The 21,493-nt window shown below is 52.0% G+C and carries 19 protein-coding genes; 1 reads left to right on the top strand and 18 read right to left on the bottom strand.

The window, feature by feature from the left end:
* Nucleotides 1-153 precede the first annotated feature (153 nt).
* The 16 genes from IRJ17_RS12070 to IRJ17_RS11995 all read right to left on the bottom strand — a co-directional run bounded on the left by IRJ17_RS12070 (nucleotide 154) and on the right by IRJ17_RS11995 (nucleotide 18,680).
* Nucleotides 154-933, bottom strand: a complete 780-nt coding sequence (locus IRJ17_RS12070) for a PD-(D/E)XK nuclease domain-containing protein (RefSeq protein ID WP_242774845.1) — start codon at nucleotides 931-933, stop codon at nucleotides 154-156.
* A 38-nt stretch (nucleotides 934-971) separates the two neighbouring features.
* Complete coding sequence (locus tag IRJ17_RS12065; RefSeq protein ID WP_242774844.1) at nucleotides 972-2,174, bottom strand: ATP-binding protein; 1,203 nt, start codon at nucleotides 2,172-2,174, stop codon at nucleotides 972-974.
* A 365-nt stretch (nucleotides 2,175-2,539) separates the two neighbouring features.
* Nucleotides 2,540-2,788 carry a hypothetical protein gene (locus IRJ17_RS12060; protein WP_217365125.1) on the bottom strand — a complete coding sequence of 83 codons (249 nt, stop codon included), beginning with the start codon at nucleotides 2,786-2,788 and terminating at the stop codon, nucleotides 2,540-2,542.
* 207 nt (nucleotides 2,789-2,995) lie between these two features.
* Nucleotides 2,996-4,642 carry a peptide ABC transporter substrate-binding protein gene (locus IRJ17_RS12055; protein ID WP_173596821.1) on the bottom strand — a complete coding sequence of 549 codons (1,647 nt, stop codon included), beginning with the start codon at nucleotides 4,640-4,642 and terminating at the stop codon, nucleotides 2,996-2,998.
* Between the two features lie 30 nt (nucleotides 4,643-4,672).
* Complete coding sequence (locus IRJ17_RS12050; RefSeq protein ID WP_173596820.1) at nucleotides 4,673-5,626, bottom strand: ABC transporter ATP-binding protein; 954 nt, start codon at nucleotides 5,624-5,626, stop codon at nucleotides 4,673-4,675.
* Nucleotides 5,619-6,641: an ABC transporter ATP-binding protein gene (locus tag IRJ17_RS12045; RefSeq protein WP_242774842.1), complete on the bottom strand. Its 1,023-nt coding sequence runs from the start codon at nucleotides 6,639-6,641 to the stop codon at nucleotides 5,619-5,621. The genes IRJ17_RS12050 and IRJ17_RS12045 overlap by 8 nt, the downstream gene beginning before the upstream one ends.
* A gap of 14 nt (nucleotides 6,642-6,655) precedes the next feature.
* Nucleotides 6,656-7,606 carry an ABC transporter permease gene (locus IRJ17_RS12040; protein ID WP_173596818.1) on the bottom strand — a complete coding sequence of 317 codons (951 nt, stop codon included), beginning with the start codon at nucleotides 7,604-7,606 and terminating at the stop codon, nucleotides 6,656-6,658.
* Nucleotides 7,607-7,610: 4 nt separating this feature from the next.
* The gene (locus IRJ17_RS12035; protein WP_122963868.1) at nucleotides 7,611-8,543 is read right to left on the bottom strand and encodes an ABC transporter permease; all 933 of its coding nucleotides are present in this window, start codon (nucleotides 8,541-8,543) and stop codon (nucleotides 7,611-7,613) included.
* 243 nt (nucleotides 8,544-8,786) lie between these two features.
* Nucleotides 8,787-10,265 (bottom strand): DEAD/DEAH box helicase, encoded by a 1,479-nt coding sequence (locus IRJ17_RS12030; protein ID WP_122963867.1) that lies wholly within the window; start codon nucleotides 10,263-10,265, stop codon nucleotides 8,787-8,789.
* A gap of 206 nt (nucleotides 10,266-10,471) precedes the next feature.
* A complete protein-coding gene (locus IRJ17_RS12025; RefSeq protein WP_242774840.1) occupies nucleotides 10,472-11,545 on the bottom strand; it encodes a M42 family metallopeptidase in 1,074 nt (357 codons plus the stop codon).
* Nucleotides 11,546-11,643: 98 nt separating this feature from the next.
* Nucleotides 11,644-12,945, bottom strand: a complete 1,302-nt coding sequence (locus IRJ17_RS12020; protein WP_242774838.1) for an MFS transporter — start codon at nucleotides 12,943-12,945, stop codon at nucleotides 11,644-11,646.
* A 66-nt stretch (nucleotides 12,946-13,011) separates the two neighbouring features.
* The gene (locus IRJ17_RS12015) at nucleotides 13,012-13,614 is read right to left on the bottom strand and encodes a TetR/AcrR family transcriptional regulator (protein WP_217022351.1); all 603 of its coding nucleotides are present in this window, start codon (nucleotides 13,612-13,614) and stop codon (nucleotides 13,012-13,014) included.
* A gap of 120 nt (nucleotides 13,615-13,734) precedes the next feature.
* Nucleotides 13,735-15,171: a dipeptidase PepV gene (gene pepV / locus IRJ17_RS12010; RefSeq protein WP_242774836.1), complete on the bottom strand. Its 1,437-nt coding sequence runs from the start codon at nucleotides 15,169-15,171 to the stop codon at nucleotides 13,735-13,737.
* Complete coding sequence (locus tag IRJ17_RS12005; RefSeq protein WP_122963862.1) at nucleotides 15,158-15,889, bottom strand: GTP pyrophosphokinase; 732 nt, start codon at nucleotides 15,887-15,889, stop codon at nucleotides 15,158-15,160. The genes pepV and IRJ17_RS12005 overlap by 14 nt, the downstream gene beginning before the upstream one ends.
* Before the next feature lie 135 nt (nucleotides 15,890-16,024).
* Nucleotides 16,025-18,097 (bottom strand): methyl-accepting chemotaxis protein, encoded by a 2,073-nt coding sequence (locus IRJ17_RS12000; protein ID WP_122963861.1) that lies wholly within the window; start codon nucleotides 18,095-18,097, stop codon nucleotides 16,025-16,027.
* Between the two features lie 109 nt (nucleotides 18,098-18,206).
* Nucleotides 18,207-18,680 (bottom strand): N-acetyltransferase, encoded by a 474-nt coding sequence (locus IRJ17_RS11995; protein WP_122963860.1) that lies wholly within the window; start codon nucleotides 18,678-18,680, stop codon nucleotides 18,207-18,209.
* A gap of 197 nt (nucleotides 18,681-18,877) precedes the next feature.
* On the opposite strand from IRJ17_RS11995, the gene IRJ17_RS11990 reads away from it, so the two are divergent.
* Entirely contained in the window at nucleotides 18,878-19,471 is a 594-nt protein-coding gene (locus IRJ17_RS11990; protein WP_063227964.1) for a TetR/AcrR family transcriptional regulator, read from the top strand.
* 38 nt (nucleotides 19,472-19,509) lie between these two features.
* Here IRJ17_RS11990 and IRJ17_RS11985 read toward each other — a convergent pair whose 3' ends face one another.
* Nucleotides 19,510-21,201: a peptide ABC transporter substrate-binding protein gene (locus IRJ17_RS11985; protein WP_373926275.1), complete on the bottom strand. Its 1,692-nt coding sequence runs from the start codon at nucleotides 21,199-21,201 to the stop codon at nucleotides 19,510-19,512.
* A gap of 3 nt (nucleotides 21,202-21,204) precedes the next feature.
* Nucleotides 21,205-21,378 (bottom strand): hypothetical protein, encoded by a 174-nt coding sequence (locus IRJ17_RS11980; RefSeq protein WP_167470274.1) that lies wholly within the window; start codon nucleotides 21,376-21,378, stop codon nucleotides 21,205-21,207.
* Nucleotides 21,379-21,493: the final 115 nt, after the last annotated feature.

Below are 21,493 nucleotides of genomic sequence, written 5' to 3'. Positions count from 1 at the left end.
TCATTTGCTGCAACCTATTGAACCGAACCTTTCGGAAACGACCGTCTTCATGTACTGAGGCCAAGCTGCGTGCACAGCTCTGGCCTCTTTTTAATTTGTCCACACACCGTCTTTGTACTGCGAAAGAGTGCGTAAACACGCTGGAGGATCTTTTTAAATAGTAATGGGCTGGATAACAACCGTTTCGATTTGCTTTTCGTGTGTATCCAGCGATTTCCTATATGTGTTGCAGAAAGCATCGACATTTGCTATTACTCCATGCTTATCGTAAATAAAGAAGTAAATGTACTTTTCTTGATAATGAAAAGCATCCGATCCGATTTGCTCGGTTAGCTCACGTTCTTGCATCGATGGCCGGGAGCATTTGACTTCGATAACCGTTTCGTATGCATCAAAAAAAATATCATAGCGATAACTTTTATATCCACCATCCCCGTAGATTTCAACTCTTGCATCAGGGAAAATCGGGCGGATTAATGAATAAAGCATACGTTGCACATCGTACTCATTCCCGAGAACAATCTTCTGTAAGTCCGCTTTTGTCAATGTCCCTCTGCCATGCACAGGCTTTTGATACATTTCCTGAATATGCTTATAAAAATTGGCAAGGATTCTCCGAATAATGATGTGAAAATGCTCCACGTCAATTTCATCTCGGGTTCCATTAGGTTCGAATAAACCTTTATTTATATCACGAATCAAGCTTTCAAGATAAGATACTCCAAGTAGATGGGAATCCCTCTTCATTGACCCAAAGACGCTTATTGCAAAAGACTGTCCGATTGTCTGATCAGAAAATAAGCGTTCTAAACCTCTGGCGGTGGTCGTTTTCCAAGAAGAAAATTGTTCCTCCAGAGTTAATTTCCGCCCTTCGTCTATCAGCTCTTGTATTGCTCTAATGGCATCAGCTTTACTTTGAATTAACTTAGTCAAGATGATCCCCCTCTTGAATAAACCTGTGCTTGCTACGTTCAGTTAAGCCTTCCCCAGCGCAAATAGAAAAGGAAAAGAGGCTCTAGTATATAAACCTCGTCGTCTTTATATTCAAATACTTGATACATTGGTTCACTGGTTTGCATGATTGACTGTACTTGACCAATTGTCGTTTTGATTTTTAATCGATCCGGTTTATCTGTATCACTTACCAATGCATCCATTCTTCTTTTCATTTCATCGATAAAAAAACTTACCTTCGGCGGATCAACACTTAATGCCTTTAAAAGCAATTCGTAAATATCAACTTGATTACCACTGTTAATGGTGTACGTTTTCCGCTTTTGTCCTCTCGGATTGGGGCCATTTTTGAGCTTTCTAGCAACTTCTCTGTAAGAAAGAAGGTTCAAAGAAGTCATCTCATATGCTTTTTTCAGCATGGATGAATCGAGTTTGGGGTTATCTTTGTTGTCTATATCAAGTAACAGGGAGAGATTTAGGCAAATGGATTGCATGAGCTGTGGTGAAGACAAACTTTCTTGCGCCATGTTATTCGCTAAAGCAGAATTTATATTTAGCCCAAGTTTACCAAATCCAGTTACGGCGATTTCTCGCAATTCCTTCGTATTCCAAGGTTCAATATTGATCAAATTCAATCTACCGCTCAAATCTGAGTTTTTTCTAATCGCGTCATCAGATCGATGGGGTAAGGAAATGACCACTGTCTTAAAATATTTGCGTATGGCGTCTTTTAGCTGATAAGCTATTTCCATTTGCATATTTGGGGAAGCGTAATGAAAATCATCTAAAACCAGCACCCAATCATTTTCGAGAAAATATTGAATGACTTTGTCTTTATTTGAATGATACTTTTCTGTTATTGAAGATGCTACACCCTCTCTAGTACCAGCGATCCCCTGTCCTTGTATCGTCCTTTGCTCAGTTTGGTCACTCTCAAGTGGCAATCCAACTCTTTTTGCAATTGTTACCCAAAAGTCTTCGGATTCCTTGAAATCACTTCCTGAAAAATCCTTCATTTTATCAATACCTATTACTTTTTCACACAATACGGTTTTACCCGTCTTCGAAGGACCGACAATTGAGGTAAGAAAGCCAACTGTGTTTAAAGATTGGTTTAATCGAAATTCATAGGAAATATCAAATTCGGACGATTGCCGAGAAATATACGTATATTTAGGGAAAGCACCCGGAATAAATACTTCATTTGCTTTTAATTTCATGTAATCACCCCTGAATTATCTAAAATATTCCATTATATGAGTGTAAATTATTCCCTCCTCCTAATTATAAACCTTAAACTTTGTTAATTAAACACAAATGACATCCTTTTCAAGCAAATACCCCTAAAAGTAACTAAAAGTCATCTTAAACCATATGAAATTATACCGTATGTAACCTGAGCAAAATAAAAAACAGCCCATTTCCGAGGGCATGTGGAGGCAAGCACGATTGACATTCATATGAGATACTTACTGGCATGCTCTTACAAGCTGCTGGACACCATTTGCTTTCAGCACAATAAAGCCCGCACGCTCACATGCTTTTACGCATGTTGCCGCGTGCGGGCTTTTCGCCCATCTCCGGTTCAGTCAAAACGCCGTCCTCTGCGCGACTGATTGTCCACGACGGTCAGGGAGCCATTTTTGATGTAGCGCAATATTTTCGAGACGGAGATGCCCGTCGCGTTGGCAATTTGCATCGCATTCGAATTGGGATAACTCCGCACGTAATTGCGAATCATCCGATAGTCTTCCATTTCGTTTTGACCACAGACGTGACAGCTATATTCGTTCGGATTCATTTTGCTTCCGCATTTGAAACACGTATCCATCATCACTCGTTCTCCTCACGCCCTCTACGATCCATTGCTTTCTCGCACACGGTTCTATCTACCTATATATTACCCTCATTCTACTAGGAGGAAAACACTATTTCACAACATTGCCTTATCTCTGCTTGTCTGTTCCATAGGAAAAAGGAGCCTCCCTGACTTGAGAGGCTCCCCTTGTTTTCTTGCGTGTCCCGGGCCAGCGGGCACGATTTATTCGGCTACCTTTTTCGCCTGGCGGAAATCCGGCTCCCGCGTTACGCTGTACTGGATTCCTTCGATTTTTTTGCTGTTCAAGTAGTTTTGTGTATAGAAGTAGACCGGAATGATCGGCAATTCTGCCATCAATACATCTTCTGCTTCATGCAAAAGCTTGTTGCGTTTTTCCTGATCCTGCTCCACTCTCGCCTGTTCGATCAGCTGGTCGTACTTCGCATTTTCCCATTTGGTGAAGTTGCTGGAGCTTTTGCTTGTGTACAGTTCCAGCACAGCCAGCGGGTCCAGATACGATCCGGTCCAGCCCATGCGCGCGATCTGGAAGTTCATTTGTTTGTACGTATCGATGTAGGTCTTCCACTCCTGATGCTCCAGCTTGATTTCTACGCCCAGGTTTTTGCGGAACATTTCTTGCAGAGCTTCTGCTACTTTTTTATGCGTCTCTCCTGTGCTGTATTTCAACGTAACGGCAGGGAGCGTCGACCAGCCTTGCTCCTTCATGCCTTCTTCCAGCAGCTTTTTCGCTTCGGCTGGATCGTTGCTGTAATAAGGCGCTACTTCATCGCGGAAGTCTTTGCCGGATGGCGTGGTCACGCCGTAAGCGACGTAGCCGTAGGCCGCTTTCTGATCGCCTTTGGTGATGTTATTGGTGATCGCCTCGCGGTCAATTGCCATTGTGAATGCCCGTCTGATTTTCGCGTTGTTGAACGGCTCTGCGGAAGTGTTGAACGTGTATGTATACACGCCAAAGTCAGCGACTGCCTTGTACTCATCCTTGCCTTTTTCCTGTTCGATCACATCGGTTGGCAACGTATCGATCAGATCAAGCTTGCCTGTCTTGTACATTTGATAAGCGGTCGTGGCATCGTTGACCATTTTAAAATGCACGGTTTCCATCGTCACGGCATCTTTTTCCCAATACTGGTCGTTTTTCGCCAGCGTCAGTTCGTTGTTGTGCTCCCAGGCGCCAACTTTGTATGCGCCGTTTGTCACGATGCTTTTCGCTTCTCCTGCCCAGTTTTTGTCCGCTTGCACGACTTTCGGGTTCACAGGCAAGTACGGGCGGCCAATCGCCACTTTCGGGAAGAAACTTGCCGGATTTTTCAGGCCGACGACGAGCGTATATTCATCCGGCGTCGAGATTTTCACCTTGTCCAGCGGGCCTTTTCCTGTGTTGTACTCCTCGGCGCCTTCGATGTAGTACAGGGCAGAAGGCTCATATGCCGCTGTTTGCGGGTCCAGTACCCGCTTCCAGGCAAATTCGAAATCTTTGGCGGTCAACGCATCGCCGTTGGACCATTTCAAGCCTTTGCGAATGTGAAAAGTGTACGTCTTTCCGTCCGGGGAAATCTCGATTTTTTCGGCTGCGCCTTCCACCAGTTCTCCCTTGTCGTTATAGCGATACAGCCCTTCGTACAGATGGTCGATCACCCAGTATGAAGTCGAGTCGGAAGCGAACGCCGGGTCGAGTGTGTACGGCTCTCCTTTGAGGTTGGCGGTCACTTCTTGCTTGATGGCGGCCGCTTGCGTAGTCGTTTGGCCTGTCTTTGTATCCGAAGCTGCTGGCGTGTCCTTACTGCACGCGGCCAACCCTGGAACAACCAGCATCAGCAAAGCAGCAGCGGTAAGTAGTTTCTTTTTCATGTCTCTCTCCTCCGTATGTTTCTCTCTCAATTACTCGTATAAAAAGCAGGCTACCCAGTGCTTGGCCTCCACCTCCCTCCAGGTTGGCGCGATTTGTTTGCAAATGCCCATAGCCTGCGGGCATCTCGTCTGAAACGGGCAGCCTGTTGGCGGATTGATCGGGCTTGGCGGTTCGCCGATGACAATGCGTTCGCGTTCTGCACGATGCTTCGGATGAGATACCGGCATCGTAGACAGCAGCACTTGCGTATACGGATGCAGCGGCTTGGCAAAAAGGTCATCGCTTTCAGCCAGCTCCATCATGCGGCCCAAATACATCACGCCGATCCGGTCGCTGATGTATTTGACCATAGCCAGATCGTGGGCGATGAACAAATACGTCAGTTGGCTTTCCGCTTGCAAATCGGCCAGCAAATTCACCACTTGCGCCTGAATCGAGACGTCCAGGGCGGAAATCGGCTCATCCGCCACGATGAAGCTGGGCTGCACAGCGAGCGCCCGGGCAATTCCGATCCGCTGCCGCTGTCCGCCGCTAAATTCGTGCGGATACCGCTTCGCATGGTCCGGGTGCAAGCCGACTTTTTCCAGCAACTGGTGTACCCGCTCCGCTTTCTCGCGGCCTTTTGCCAAGCCGTGGGCCTCGATTCCTTCCGCGATGATTTCGCCTACTCGCAGGCGCGGGTTGAGCGAAGATTGCGGGTCTTGAAAAATGAGCTGCATCTGGCGATTGATCTCGCGCTTTTGCCTGCCGCGTGCCGTAGCCAGATCGGTTCCCGCAAAGCTGACCGAGCCGCTCGTCGGCGGGTACAGGCCGACTATGGTCCGGCCGAGCGTCGACTTGCCGCTGCCGCTCTCGCCGACCAGTCCGAGCGTCTCGCCTTTGCGGATCGAAAACGAGATGTCGTCTACGGACTTGACCTGTCTGCCGTTGCCGATCGAATAATATTTGCGCAGTTCGTTTACCTGTACCAATATGTCAGACATGCTGCTCCCTCCCTGCACTCACCAGTTCCTCCACGCGGTGCGCACGCCGATCGTGCAGCCAGCATTTGGCCTGATGCTGCGCTGAAAACGCCGTGCTTTTCGGCATGTACTGCGCGCACACTTCCATCGCGTGATCGCATCTGGCGGCAAACGGGCAGCCCGCAGGCGGCGCAAACAGATCGGGCGGTGCGCCCTGGATCGGAATGAGCCGTTCCTCGCTCGGCTGATCCAGACGCGGCACCGATTGCAGCAGCCCTTTTGTGTACGGATGCTGCGGGTTGTCGAATATTTCCTCTACTGGCCCTTGCTCGACGATGATCCCGGCGTACATGACCGCCATCTGATCGGCCACTTCCGCCACCACGCCCAAGTCGTGCGTGATCATGATGATCGACGTGCCTTTTGTGCGCTGCAAATCGTTCAATAGAGCCAAAATCTGCGCCTGGATCGTCACGTCCAGAGCGGTCGTCGGCTCATCCGCAATGATCAGCTCAGGGTCGCAGGCCAAGGCTATGGCGATCACGATCCGCTGTCTCATCCCCCCGCTGCATTCGTGAGGATACTGCTCGTACCGTCGGGCAGGCTCCGGGATGCCGACCGCCGCCAGCAGCTCGATCGCCTTTTCGCGCGCCTGCTTTTTGGCCAGCTTTTGATGCTTGATCAGCACTTCCGCGATTTGCGTCCCGATCTTCATCGTCGGATTCAGCGAAGTCATCGGGTCTTGAAAAATCATGCCGATTTGTGCTCCGCGCACTTGTTGCAGCTCTTTTTTCCCGAGACAGGACAGCTCTCTGCCCTGCAAACGGACGCTCCCCTTCTTCACGCGGCCCCGCGGCGCTTTCACCATGCCCAAAATCGCCCGCGCCGTCACACTTTTGCCGCAGCCGCTCTCCCCGACAATCGCCAGTGTCTCGCCTGGCCGCACGGCGAAGCTCACGCCGCGAACTGCCTGGATTTCCCCGCCATAAGCTCGGAAGGAGACATGCAAATCTTCCACTTCCAGCACATTCCTCATCTGTCGTTCCTCCTTCAAGCTTTGCCGCCCCTCGGGTTGAAGGCGTCCTGCAATCCGTCTCCGATCGCGTTAAAAGCAAACATCGTCAAGGAAATCATGACCCCCGGAAAAAACAGCCTCCACCATTGCCCGCTCAAAATCACGGCTAACCCATCGTTTGCCATCGTGCCCCAGCTCGCGGTCGGAGCCTGCACGCCCAAGCCGAGAAAACTGAGGAATGATTCGGCAAAAATGGCCTGCGGGATCGTAAAGGTCAAGTTGACGATAATAATCCCGGCGACGTTCGGAATCAGGTGCCGCCAAATGATTTTCGCGTGCGGCGTTCCCAGCTTTTCCGCCGCCAGCACGTACTCCTGGCCTTTTACCTGCAAAATTTGCCCGCGTACCAGCCGAGCCATCCCGACCCAGCCCGTGATCGACAACGCCGTAATAATCGTGGCCAGTCCAGGCTCCATAATGACCATCAGCAAAATCACGACCAACAGATACGGGATTCCGTACAAGATCTCGACCAGCCTCATCAGGAAATTGTCAATGCGATCGCCCCATTTGCCGCGACCCGCCATGTAACCCGACAACCCGCCGACCACTACGCCGATAACCAAGTCGATCAGGGCGGCGACGACTCCGATGAACAGGGAGATTCGCCCTCCTTCCCAGGTGCGCACCCACATGTCGCGGCCGAGGTCGTCCGTTCCAAACCAATGCTCGGCTGACAGCGGCAAATTGCCCGAGACGAGAGATTGCTCGCTGGCGGAGTAAGGAAGCATGCCCGGCCCAAAAGCGGACAAGATCACGATTGCCCCGAGCAAACAAAAGCCCAGAACTGCCAGCTTGTTGCGAAAAATTTTCCGGATGCTTTCCAGGCCGTAGCTCGCACTCGGACGCATGGCGTTGTGACTGTCGAACCGGCTGCGATCAAGCGGGCGAAAAAGTTCATCTGGCACTTGTGATACTTCTGCCATCGCGCTATTCCCCTCCATTGGCTAATTTGATTCGCGGATCGACGAATCGGTACAAAATATCGGTGACAAACAAGGTCAAAATCAGGACGGCACTGTAAAAGACAGAAGTTCCGAGAATAACCGGATAATCGCGATTGAAAATACTTTCCACGAAATATTTGCCGATGCCCGGGATCGCGAAAATCTTTTCGACGACAAATGTGCCCGTAATCAGGTTGGCAAACAGCGGGCCGATAAACGTAATGACCGGAAGAATCGCATTGCGGATACCGTGGCGGAACACGATGTGAAAAGTCGAAAGTCCTTTTGCCTCCGCCGTGCTCATGTAGTCCTGGTCAAACACCTCGATCATGCTGGTGCGGACAAAGCGGGCAATAATCGCCAGCGGCCCGATCGCCAGCGCAACGGACGGGAGCACGGAGTATTCCCAGCCATCCCAGGACGCTACCGGAAGCAGCTCCCACTTCACCGCAAAATACTTGATCAGTAAAGGAGCCAGGATGAAGCTCGGAACCGAGATGCCGAGGATGGCAAAAAACATCGCCGCATAATCCATCAGGCGGTTGTGAAACAGGGCTGCAACGACTCCGAGCGCGATGCCCCCGGTCAGGGCGATCACCAGCGACTGCAAACCGAGCACGGCTGACGCTGGAAAGCCGCTTTGAATCAACGTCGTGACGTCCTGCGACTTTTGTTGAATCGAAGGGCCGAGATCGAGATGAATCAGTCCATTCATATACTGGACATACTGCTCAATCAGCGGTTTATCGAGGTGGTATCGCTCCCGCATGTTCTGCACCACCTCTTCCGGCAGCATGCGCGCTTCCGTCGCGAACGGATCGCCGGGAATCAGATGCATGATGACAAACGTCAATGTGGCGATGAGCCATAACGTTATGACCATCGACAGCGACCGCTTGAGCATGTATTTCCACATAATCGCTTCCTCCCCACTACAACTAATCAGATAAAAATAGTATGATTTAAATTGCGAACTTAGGTTAGAGTCTAATCGATAAAAAGATTTTATTCAACATTATTCCGATATGTTTTATCAGAATTAATATTTTTGCACTTTTGTTTTATGGTTCAAATAATTCCAACAATAACTCGCCATCGGACACACGCGAAAAAGGCCCAGCTCGCACGAAGCGAATCTGGACCTTTTTTTATGCTTGCATTAACCTCTGGACTTGCCCGAATCTTGACGGAACGGTCTTGCCCCTTTGGCAGAGCGGTTTGCTCCGCCTTTTCCCGCTTTTTTGGCATCTGCCGGCTTTGCCGATTTTCCTGCTTTTCTGGCAGCAATCGCTTCTGCCTTTTTGCGGTTTTTCTCATACTGCGTCTGAAGCTCGCCCAGCTCGCGCGCCAGCTTTTTCTTGTAGCCTGGCTTTACTTTCGCTTTTTTCTTCAAAGCTTCGCGCACTGGAGCGAACTCTTTGTCTTTTTCCTTTTGCTGTTCTTTCGCCTGTTGGGCGCGCAGCTCGATGAAGTGGGCCTCGCGCTCCTGCGCACGCTCGCGACGGCCTGCATCCAGATGGCGGCCTGGCTCCAGAATGCGCTCTTCAATCGACGCCTTCGTCGCTTTGGCAAAACGACCCATCAAGTTTTTTTGGCGCGGGGAAATGAGCGAGATCGCTTTTCCGCTCTGTCCCGCACGTCCTGTACGGCCTACGCGGTGAATGTAGCTGTCGACGTCGTTGGGCAAATCGTAGTTGATCACATGCGTGATGCCTTCGACGTCCAGCCCGCGCGCCGCGATATCGGTAGCAACCAGGTACTGGAAGCGCATCTCGCGGAACTGTCTCATCAGCTGCTCGCGCTTGCTTTGCGACAAATCTCCGTACAGCGCTTGCGCGGACAGTCCGTTTTCCTGCAAACGAGCCGTGAGCTGCTGCACGCGGACTTGCGTGTTCGCGAACACAATCGTCAAAAACGGCTGTTCCTGCTCCACGACATCGACGAGCGCATCTGTTTTGTCACTTTGGTTGACGACGTAGTAAAATTGCTCGATTTTCTCTACGGTCTTTTGCTTGCCCTCGATTTTAAGATGTGGCGGCTGCTTCATGAAGCGATGAGCGAGCCGCTTGACCAAATCGGGCATGGTTGCGGAGAAGAGCAGCACTTGACGCTGCGATGGCGTGTGGACGATCACTTGCTCGACATCCTCCAAAAAGCCCATCTCCATCATCTTGTCCGCTTCGTCCAGTACAAGCGTGGAAATCCGTCCGAAATGCAGCGAACCGCGCTTCATGTGATCGAGTACGCGGCCTGGCGTCCCGACGACCACATGTACCGTCGCTTTCAGCTTGCTCAGCTGTTTGTCAATATCCGCTCCGCCGTGCAAAGACAGTACATTCACATCGAGGTGCTTGCCCAGCTTCTCTACTTCTTTGGCAATCTGAATGGACAGCTCGCGCGTCGGGGTCAAAATTAGCGCTTGAATGTCGCGCTTTCCTTCCTCCAGACGGTTCAGGATCGGCAGCATGAACGCTGCTGTTTTTCCGGTTCCGGTCTGCGCTTGTCCAATCACATCTTTCCCTTCCAGAATCAGCGGAATCGCTTCCTCCTGGATCGGCGTCGGTTCTTTATAATACAGGTCTTGAATCCCTTGCATCAGCTCCGGTCGAAAGCCAAAAGACGCAAACGATTTTGCCATCATATCCACTTCCTTTCACATCACACGCGGTCCCGTTCTGTACACCCTTGGCTGCATGGACAGCGGGTGTGAATCATCCCAGGCAGGTTGTACCCTTGCGAAATCCTATCCTACCTATACTATAGGAGTCGCTTGAAAAATACAACCAAACCATTCGACACGCCTTCGCTTTTTGCCGTGGTCAGGAAGGTGATTTCTGCTGGAAATTAGTCGATCAATCGCGCTACCGTATCATGATCGAGCTTTTTGATCACCGCCGTCAACAGCTCGGCGGCCTGTTCAAAATCTTTTTTGGACATGATCGAATTATGGCTGTGGATGTACCTGGTGGCAAAACCGACGACCAAGGACGGGCAGCCGACACCGCTCGTATGGAACTTGTCGGCGTCCGTTCCCCCGCCTGCCATCGCATCGACCTGCACGCGGATTCCCAGCTCCTCCGCCGTATCCATGACGAGATCGCGCAGTCCGGTATGCGGAATCATCGTCGCGTCGTAGAGGAAAATCAGCGGACCGTCGCCCATATTGCACGTGAACGGATGCGACTCGCTTCCCGGCGTATCGTAGGCGACCCCTACATCCAGGGCAAAGGCAATGTCTGGCTGCACCAAATGGGCGACCGTACCTGCTCCGCGAGAGCCGACCTCTTCCTGCACGGTTGCCCCGGCGTATACGACATTGGGGTGCTCCTCTGTCTGCAAACGCTTGAGAACCTCAATCGCGAGCGCGCACCCTGCCCGATTGTCCAGCGCCTTGGCTACCCACAACTCTCCGTCGCGCATCGTCGTGAACTCGCTTGCCGGAACAGCCCAATCGCCGGGGCGGACGCCCATCGCTTTCGCCTCTTCCTCGTTTTTAGCCCCGATGTCGATGTACAAATCTTTGAGCTTCATCACTTTTTCCCGCTCCTCTTTTTCCAGAGAGTGCGGCGGTTTCGAGCCGATGATCCCCACGTATTCGCCTTTTCGCGTCTTGACCTTCACTCGCTGCGAGAGCAAATTGTGCGGCCACCAGCCGCCAAGCTGCATGAAGCGCAAGTAGCCTTTTGGCGTAATCTGCGTAATCATGAAGCCGATTTCGTCGAGGTGTCCCGCCAGCAAAATTTTCGGGCCGCCCGCATCCCCCGTTTTCGCACCGAGAACTCCGCCCAGCCGATCTTTTACGAGCTGCTCGCTAAGCGGCGCCAAATGCTCCTCCATCTTTTTTCTCACTTCGCGCTCGTGTCCGGGAACGCCGTCCACCTCTGTCAGTTCCTTGATCAATTTGGTGATGTCATCCATCAGAAAAATTCCTCCTATTGGAAAATCAATTTTTTCTTTATTCTTTTTCGCGACAGCCCAGCTAATTCCCTTGAACGCTAGACAGAGAGAAAGCAAGCTCAGGCTCCGGTCTGGATCGGGGCGGCAGAAGTCTCGGGTTCTTGCGCAAGCCGTTTGGTGATAACTGCGAACATGCCCACGCTGACAGCTCCCATGCAGGCAAATCCGGCACTGAGAAGCAGCGGCGGCACCCAGGCGCTGATGAGAATAAACACGCCGGCGCTGCTGACTCCCACGATGTTGAGCAAGGAATAAACCGCCATGTACGTGCTTCGCGCATCATCTGGCACCATGTTCGCCAGCATCGTTTGCTTTGTGGGAATGTGCATCAACTCGCCGATCGTCGCTACAAGCATCGCGAACAGCAGCAGCCATGGCGAGGCGCTGTAGCTGATCACCGTGTAGCCGCTGAAAAAAAGCACAAGACCCCACAGCAAGCTGGCGCGCTCCTTGACCTTTTTCATCAGCAGGGAGACGAGTCCGGTCAGGCATACAACCAGGAGCGTATTCTCCGATCTCAGTATCCCCAGCATGTTCATTCCGTCTACCTGAAAGGCGAGAAACGGCAGGAGCGCTTGCGGTTCCGCCAGCTCCTTCACCAGGCGAATCCCGATGGCGTTCGTCAATTGTTCTTCCACCGAGATGATCAGCAAGCTTGCCAGGGCGAACCACATGAACCATTTATGGCGAAAAACGCTCGCGTACGCCGTCAGCATCCGACTGAACTTCCGCCCTTCGCCGCCTCTTGTCTGCGCTTCCTTTTTGCCGGGCTGGCTTTGGCTTTTCGGCACATACGTCTCGCCAATGTACAAAATCGTGATGAGCAAAGAAATAGCCGTGCTGCAAGCGACTCCGACAAACAGCCAAAAGTGATGCTCCTTGAACAAAAAGGCTCCGATCATGCCGCCAGCCGCACCCGCGAGATTGTTGAGCCAGTACAAAGCCGTAAAGATCGCGCGCCGATTGTCGGGACGGCTGACATCGATAATCAGCGCCTGGTAAACAGGTCCCGCCGCGCCTGTGCACAGTTGAATGAACACAAACAAGCCAAACGTCACATACGGCAGCTGATACTCCGGCGCATTTACCCAGGCAACCGCACTAAAACCTGCAAAAATAACCGCTTCACATGTGACGATCACTTTTTTCCGGCCGATCCGGTCCGCTGCATATCCCCCGGCAAACGTCCCGAGAATGCTCGCCGCCATGACCCCGATGAACATCATTCCGGTGACGGCCGTTCCCAGTTGGCTGGAGAAAAAGACGATCAAGTACGGCACAACAGACATCACCGCCAGATTCGTCCAAAATTGCAAGACCATCCGAATGCGAATCGTTCGGTCAAACGCGAAAATGCCCACGCGCGATTCCTCCTTTTTACGATTGATCAATCAATCATTTATTGGTCATAAAAAGAGCGAACACGGTTAGTCGGTCTTCGCTCCAAAAAGCTGCATGGCAAACGGCACAAATTGTTCCCACATCTGGCTGTCTGGCGAGTCGATGAGATTCACCCGCAGGCCGATCAAAAAGCTGGTGTAGGCAGTCGCAGCGTACTTGGCATCCTGGATTTGCAGCTCGCCTCGCTCCTGGCCGTTTTTCACAAGCTCGCCGATTTTCGCCCGAAACGTATTGTGAAAAGCGTCCAGCTCGGCAAACGCTTCGGCAAAGCGGTTGTGATAGCCGATGACCTGCACGACCAGCCGCAAGTACGGGCCGAAGCTCGAAAAGATTTTGATATGCTTTGCCACCATGTTCCAAAGCTCTTGCGTCGGCTGCTTGGCGTTCGGATCAAAGTCGAGCAACTTGGGTGCGTACACTTGCAGCGGCTCCACGACTGCCGCGAAAAAGAGCTGGTCTTTGTTTTCAAAATACGTAAACACACTGCCAAAGCTGACGCCAGACGCCTTCGCTACTTTCGCAATCGTCGTATCGTTATAGCCGTGCTCGGCAAACATCAGAGTGGCTTGCTCCAATATCGTCTCGCGCTTCTGTTTCATTTTTTGGACTTGCGAATCGGACAGGGCCATGCAAACACGTCTCCTCATGGATGATTACTCAATCAATCGTACTTCCAAAGTATAAACCGCGCTCCCACAAATTGTAAAGGGGATGCAGCCAATCGCCGCATCCCCGGATTATCCTGTCGATTATTTTGCCAGCTCGTAAATCGCCTGAGCGTAGATCGCTGTCGCCTTGACCAGATCGTCGACCAAAATGTACTCATCGCGCTGATGGGCACTGTCCGGGCGTCCCGGGAACAGCGGGCCAAACGCTACGCCCACATCCAGGGAGCGGCCGTAGGTGGCACCGCCAATAGCGATAATGCCTGCCTCTTCCCCTGTCTGTTCCGTGTACACCTTTTGCAGGGTAGTGACCAGCGGGTGATTCGGGTCGACGCGGTGCGGAGTCAGGTGCTCCACGACTTGCAAGTCAAAAGCAGCCGCAGCGAATCGGTCTGCGAGAGTCGTCGACCACTTCTCGAACGAGATCGAGTGCGGATAGCGAATGTTCAAGCGGAACAGCGCGTCTCCTTCCGCTTCATACTCCAGCACGCCCGTGTTCAATGTGAGCGCGCCCATCTCCTCGTCGTCATGGGCGATGCCGATCGCTTGTCCGTCATGCTGCTTGTGCAAGTAGCGATCTGCTGCGGCAACGTACACAGCCGCACGCGCGTCCAATGTCAGTGTGTGCAGGAAGTGGAGCAGCTCCGTACCTGCGTTGACCCCTTTTTTCGGGTCCATGCCGTGGACAGAGACGCCTTCCATATGCAGCACGACCAAGCCGTCTTTTGCTTCCGCCTGCCCCTTCAAGCCTGTTTGTGCCAAATGCTTCTCGTAACGCTCCACAATCGCCTGACTATCCAGTCCCTGTGGCGCAAGCTTCGCTGTTCCTTTGTCCGGCACCATGTTCATGCGCAGGCCGGATTGGAAGGACACGAGCTTGGCGTCTGCCTGCTCGACAGCCGAAGCGCCGAGCTTTTGGAACGCTTCATACGATTGGGACAGCGTCAAGTCAGTCAAACCTTTTTCGGCATAGATCAGCGGAAAATCGGCGTCAGGCGTGAAGCCCATCGTCGGCATTTCTTCCGTTTCAAAATACGTTTTCACGCATTGCCAGCTGGACTCTTCGTCCGTCCCGAAAATGAAGCGGACGCGCTTGGAAAGAGGCAGTCCCAGTCCGAGCACCACTTTGGCTGCAAAAATCGCCGCCATGGTCGGCCCCTTGTCGTCAATCGCTCCGCGCGCGACCAGCTTCCCGTCTACGATTTCGGCGGCGTATGGCGGAGTGCTCCAGCCATCCCCTTCCGGTACGACATCGACGTGGCTCAAAATGCCGACCAGCTCTTCCCCTTGCCCGAACTCGGCGTGAGCGGCATACCCGCGAACATCCTTGGTCGTCATTCCGGCTTGCTTGCATACGTCCAGGGCAAAATCCAGCGCTTCGCGAATGCCCTTGCCAAAAGGCGCTCCTTCGCCAGCCGTAGCAGGGTCGAGCACGCTTTTGATCCGCAAAAAGTCCTGCGTCGTCGCGATCAGCTCATCCTTGAGTTTATTCGTTTCTTCCAGCCAATTAATGGTCGTCATTTTCGTTTTCTTTCCTTTCGTGTGCGCTGCTTTCCATCATTCCAGCGTCAATGTCCAGGTCCAGCTCCACCAGCGAGAGCAGCGATTCCATCGGCACTTCCTTTTTCGTGAACTCGGCCTGTGCTTCCTTGATCTCGTCGCGGATGTTGTTCATCTCGCTGTCCAGCTTGTACGAAGCTTTGGCGGCCTCAAACAGCCGCTGGCGAATGTTCGACGGAATGATTCCTTCGTATTTGTAATTCAGCGAGTGTTCAATCGTCGCCCAAAAGTTCATTCCGAGTGTACGAATTTGGATTTCCACCGGGATCGTCACTTGTCCGCCCGCCATCATGATCGGGTATTCGACCGCCAGGTGATAGCCGCGATAACCGCTTTCTTTTGGCGTGGACACGTAGTCTTTTTCCAAATAGACGCGCATGTCGCCGCGCTTGCGGATCATCTCCACCACCGCGGGAATGTCGTCGATAAACTGACAGATGACGCGCACGCCCGCGATGTCCCTGATCTCCCAGCATATATTTTCATCAATCGGAAATTGCAGGCGGTTTGCTTTGTTGTAGATGCTCGGAATCGATTTGACCCGGCCCACGGCGAACTCGATAGGCGAATGCTCCTTGCGCTTGCGCAGCTCGTTGCGGATATTTTTAATTTTGACTTTGATCTCTTCTACAGCTTGCTCGAACGGCAGCAAATAAAGTTCCCAATCTAGTTTGTGCACGCTTACGTCCCTCCGGCCCGAAACTCTCCATCGTCCTTATCATTCAACATTTTGTGTGAGATATCCTTCCAAAATGCAAAAAGAGCCGGGAAAACGAACATTTCCCGGCAACGTTATGCGATTTTCCCCGCCTGGTTACTTGAGGACAAATGCGGCCAGCGAGCCGCGCAAATCGTCGGCCAGCTTCGCCAGCTGATCGGCAGATTGGGCGATCAGTTCCATCGCTGCGCTTTGCTCCTCCACCGCAGCAGAGATGCTTTGCACGCCTGCCGTAGCTTGTACGGAAGCAGCCGAAACTTCTTTGGCGACGACGACGACTTGCTGCGCATCCGGGGCCATCCGCGCGAAGGCGTCGCTGACCCGCCGGATTTCCTCCGACACGCGCAAAATGTTTTGCTCGATATGCTGGAACATTTCCCCCGACTGGCGGGCAGTTTTCATGCCGTGCGCCGTCGTCTCTGCTCCCTCGGCCATTTTTGCCACCGCGATCGCCGTGTCGTTTTGTACGTCATTGATCATGCGCACGATTTGCTGCGCAGCCTCGTTCGTGCCCTCGGACAGCTTGCGGACTTCTCCGGCGACGACTGCAAAGCCTTTGCCGTGCTCTCCGGCACGCGCTGCCTCGATCGCCGCATTCAAAGCCAGCAAGTTCGTCTGTCTGGCAATTTCCGTAATGACCGCAATGATCCGCGATATATCTTGCGAGCGCTGCTCCAGGACGTGGATCACAGAAGTGGCAGCTTCTACCGAGCGGTTGATTTCCTCCATGCTGAGAATGACCGCAGTCACTGCTTCCCTGCCTTCCTCTGCGTGCTGCTTCATCTCGGTCGAGGACAGCGTGACTTGCTGCACATTTTGCGTGACCCCCGCTACGTCATTCGTCAAGTCCACGGCCAGATTCAGCGTTTGCCCCATTTTCTCCATCTGGTTCTCACTCGAAGCTGCCACCTGATCGACCACCTGCACAATTTGCTGGCTCGATGCGGCAATCTCGTTCGTGTTCCCGTGAATTTCCCGCACGGCGTGTGCCACAGATGCTGCCGCTTGTCCGACTTGCAAAAGAATGCCTTGCAGTTGCTTCTGCATCGCCGACAGCGAACGGGCAAGCTCGCCCAGCTCGTCTTTGCGCTTCAAAAGTTTGCTTGGAAACGAGGTCGTGAAGTCGCCTTTTCCGATCCGTTCTGCGGCCAGGAGCATTCCGCTGAAAGAACGGCGCAGCCAGCCTGCCGTGTAGAGCGAAATCGCCACGATGAGCAAGAGCACCGCCCCGTTGAAAACGACCATCGCCGTTTGAATCCGGCTTGGCCCCGCCAAAATTTCCGTCATGTCCATCTCGGCGAGAATGACCCATGTATGCTTCGCTACTTTGATCTGGTCATAGGAAACGAGAACGGGCTGTCCGCGATAATCGACACTCTCCTGCGTCCCTGAAAACCCTTCGGACTGGAAAGCCTGCCCGATGATCGGCGTGTCTACGACCTGCTTGAGAATCGTCTCCTCGCCGCTTCCCAACTGCGAACGCATCAGCTTGTCCGGCCCGACGAGATAAATTTTTCCGGTTTCGCCCAAGCCCTCTCTCTGGTTCAAGAGGCGGGAGATGTAATCGAGCGGCACTTCGACCGCGAGCTGCCCCATCATATAGCCTTTTTCGTAAATCGGAGCCGCAATGTAGACACCTGGCACATTGCCTGACGGTTCATACCTGCCCAGATCAGACACCTCGGCGCTCTGTCCCTTCACGACCTGCTGAACAGTCTTGCCCAATACGGAGCTTGCATGCGGGCCTGTCAGCAAATTGGTGCCAAAATCCGCTTGCGGCTTTGTCTCGTACACGATCTCGCCTGTTTCACTGAGCAAAAAGGCGTTGGAAAACCCGTAGCGCGCGACTTCCATCTTCAACTCTTTGGCGTAGGACAGCTCTGCCTCTTTGTAGGCGGCAGACTCCCTGCCTCCTTGCCACAACTCGGAAAAGACAGAAACGGCAGAGATTACTGTTCCGGAGGCCGCCAGCGTATCGACGTTTTTCGTGCGCTCCCGCAAGTAATTCTCCACCTGCTCCTTGTTGCTGATTCGCAACGCTTCCAGCTTGGCTGCACTGCCATTCAGCAATTCCTGTTTCGTCTCTTGGTAAGCAAACACTCCTGCCGCGGTCAATGGTACGATACTCGCGACCAGGAGCACGATCAGTACGCGCGCGCCCAGCTTCATGGAAAGCCCCCCAATTCGAACATCTTTTCTGATTCAATATTCTCTATATTTTTATTATTGTTACGAATATAGTACCAGAAAAGAAAAAAGGAAGGCTATACCAAATGTATCAGGCAGTCTCGAAAATCATTGCGATTTCGTCGCACATGGGCAGCTTGGAACAGTTAATGCAGTCTTTCCACACTTTTTGCGGCAACGTTTCCTTCGCTACGATCCAAAATCCGCACTTTTCAAAGAACACTTTTTGATAGGTTAGCGCAAGCACACGGTTAATGCCCAGGTTGCGGCACTGGTCTACGAGATGAAGGACGAGATGCTTGCCCACGCCCATCCCTTTTGCTTTTTCCGATATCGCCAGGGAGCGGATTTCCGCCAGGTCCTCCCATAAAATATGCAGTCCGGCAACGCCAACCACTGTATCTCCATCATGAGCGACGATAAATGACTGCAAATTTTCACAGACAGAAAGTTTCGTTCGCGGCAACATCAATCCCTGTTGTGCATATTCATTAATGATTTCCAACATGGCATCGACGTCCTTCATCATTGCCTGACGTACTGTCAGCGCTTTTGCAACGCTCATTTTACTCTCCTCCACCCCATGCTCTAACAGCTCGGTATGATTAAATATTTATTCATTATAGTATATAAATATACATTCGACTCGCACAGAAGTCTATCCCTTTTTTTGCCCTTTTGCTCCTGAAATGTACGGAAAATTCTTTTGTAAGTAAGTGTTATGTTATAATCATACAAACGAGCAGAGGAGGTACTACCTTTTTGACGACGAGACGGGAGAGAAAAAAGCGGGAAACACGCGAAAAAATCTTCAACGCTGCCATCAAGCTGTTCAAGCAGCACGGCTTTGAAGCAACGACCATCGACATGATCTCGGAAGAAGCAGATGTCGCTCGCGGCACCATTTTTCTGCATTTCACGTCAAAGGAAGCAATCCTCGCCAACTGGGGATATGAACGGCTTCACGAAATCGAAGAACGCCGTGCGGAGTGGGACTACGGGGACGATTGCAAATCCAAGGTTCTGCGGATTTACAAAATCATGAACGAAGTGACGATCACCAATTTTGATTTCATCAAAGTCGTCGTGGAATCGTCGATGAAGCATCGCAAAGTGCTGGAGAACGAAAAGAACATGTACTTTGAGCTGCGCCAGCTTTTTGCAGACCTGATCGAAGAAGCGCAGGATCGGCAACAGCTGAAGGCCAAGTTCAATCCGCTCGTGGCGGCAAACATGTTGGAAAACATCTACTACAACGCGCTGTATGACTGGGTGCGCAGCGAAGGCGCCTGGGCGCTGGAAGAAATAATGGAAGAGAAGGTCTCGATTGTATTCGAAGGGCTGGTCGTGGATTAATCCAAGCGACCAGCCCTTCACATTTTTGTTAGGAACGATTATTCAAAATAGGCCCATTTGTACTGCGCATTGCCCAGCCCGGAAATGACGACATCTTTCAAGTTCGGATTTTTCGCGTAAACTGTGGATTTGAAGTAGAACGGAATTACTGGCATTTCATCCACCAGCAGCTTTTCTGCATCCTGCAAGATCGCCTTGCGTTTGGCAGCATCCTTTTCCTTGGAAGACTTGGCGAGCAGCTCGGCGTATGCCTTGCTTTCCCATCCGGTGTGGTTGTTGCCTTCTTTCGTGCGGAAAATTTCCAGGAAGTTGATCGGATCGTTGAAATCGCCTGTCCAACCCATGCGGGCTACCTGGAACTTGCCATTTTTCACGTTTTCGTAGTACACGTTCCACTCTTGGTTCTCCAGCTTCACTTGTACTCCGAGATTTTTTTGCCACATGTCTTGCACGGCTTGCGCGATTTTGGTCTGCGCTTCTTCTGTGTTGTAGGAGAGCGTGATTGGCGGCAGCTTGTCGGCGCTCGCGTATCCTTCTTCCTTCATGCCTTCTGCCAGAAGCTGTTTCGCTTTTTCCACATCGTTGTCCTTGAACAAGCCTTGCGTGTTTTCTGCAAACATGGTCGGAGGCACTACGGCTGTCGCAACCAGTTCGCCGCCTTGCGTCACGTTGTCGACGATGTCTTGGCGGCTGATCGCCAGTGCGAACGCTTGGCGAATTTTTTTGTTATTGAACGGTTTTTGTTGCGTATTGAACTCGTACCAGTACGTTCCTGCTTTCGGCGTAATCTCCAGAAGACCTTTTTCCTTCAGCGTCTGCATCGCGTCGAGCGGCAAGTTTCCGGTAGGCGCTCCTGCCCAGTCCAGATCGCCGTTCTCCAGCATGGACAACTCGGTATTGGCGTCATTGATGATGTTCATTTCGATTTTCGTCAGCTTGACTGTGCCAGCATCCCAGTAGTTCTCGTTTTTCTCCAGCACCAGCTTGTTTTTGTGATCCCAGGAAGTCAGCTTGAACGGTCCGTTCGAAGTGTAGTTCGGACCTGCGTCCTTCGCCCAATCCGGGTGCTCTTTCGCTACTTTTGTGTTAACCGGGAAGTAGCTGTAGAAAGCGGTCAGCTCCAGGAAAAACGGCGTCGGGTTTTCCAACTGGACGACCAGTGTCTTGTCATCCGTCGCTTTTACCCCGATCTCTTCCGGCTTTGCTTTTCCGCTGAATGCCGCTTCTGCATTTTTCACATAAAAGAGCTGGTAGGCGTATTCGGAACCGTTTTTCGCGTCCAATACCCATTTCCAGGCGTTCTCGAAGTCGTGTGCCGTTACCGAATCACCGTTTGACCATTTGGCGTTGTCCCGCAGTGTAAAGGTATAGGTGAGCAGATCGTCGGACGCTTTGATTTCTTGGGCAATCGCCGGTTGTGGCACGCCGTCTTTGTCGATTCGTGTCAGTCCCTCAAACGTCTGGAAAATGACATTGGAAGACCATACATCTGTAATCATTCCCGGATGCAGAGAAAGCGGCTCCGTAAAGTTGTTCAGTCGGAGCACCTGCTCAGGCTGTTTGGTTTCCTTCGCTGGTGCCGGCTGAGTTGTCGCCTGTTGCGATGGCTGGGCTGGTTTTGCGGCTTCCGGTGCCTGTCCGCACGCCGCCAGAGATACGGTCAAGCCTGTCGCGAGTACCGCTTTGACCGTTTTATTCCACCAGTTGCTGTTCTTGTTTGCTGTCATCATCGTTTATTCCCCTTTTTTAGGGAGCCGTTGTTGTCCATTCTGCTGTTGCCATTCTTTCAGCTCGTCTTTGATTTGGTATAGTTCTGCCCGGGTTTCAAGCTTAAACGCTTTTAACTCGCTTTTGATGCAGGCAAGCTCATGAAACAGCTTGTCCCACATTTCCTGGTCCTGTGCCATGTTCGCCTCCTTTCTGCGCTGCTGTTGCCAGTTGTCATTCGGCTAGATCACGAGCCGAGCTATAAGCTGTGCAAACGATGGCTATAATGGTGGGGAAGCTTGTTGCTCAAAAAAA

This window comes from Brevibacillus parabrevis, from assembly GCF_022701015.1.
Classification (GTDB): domain Bacteria; phylum Bacillota; class Bacilli; order Brevibacillales; family Brevibacillaceae; genus Brevibacillus; species Brevibacillus parabrevis.
This window is presented reverse-complemented; position numbering and strand designations above follow the sequence as displayed.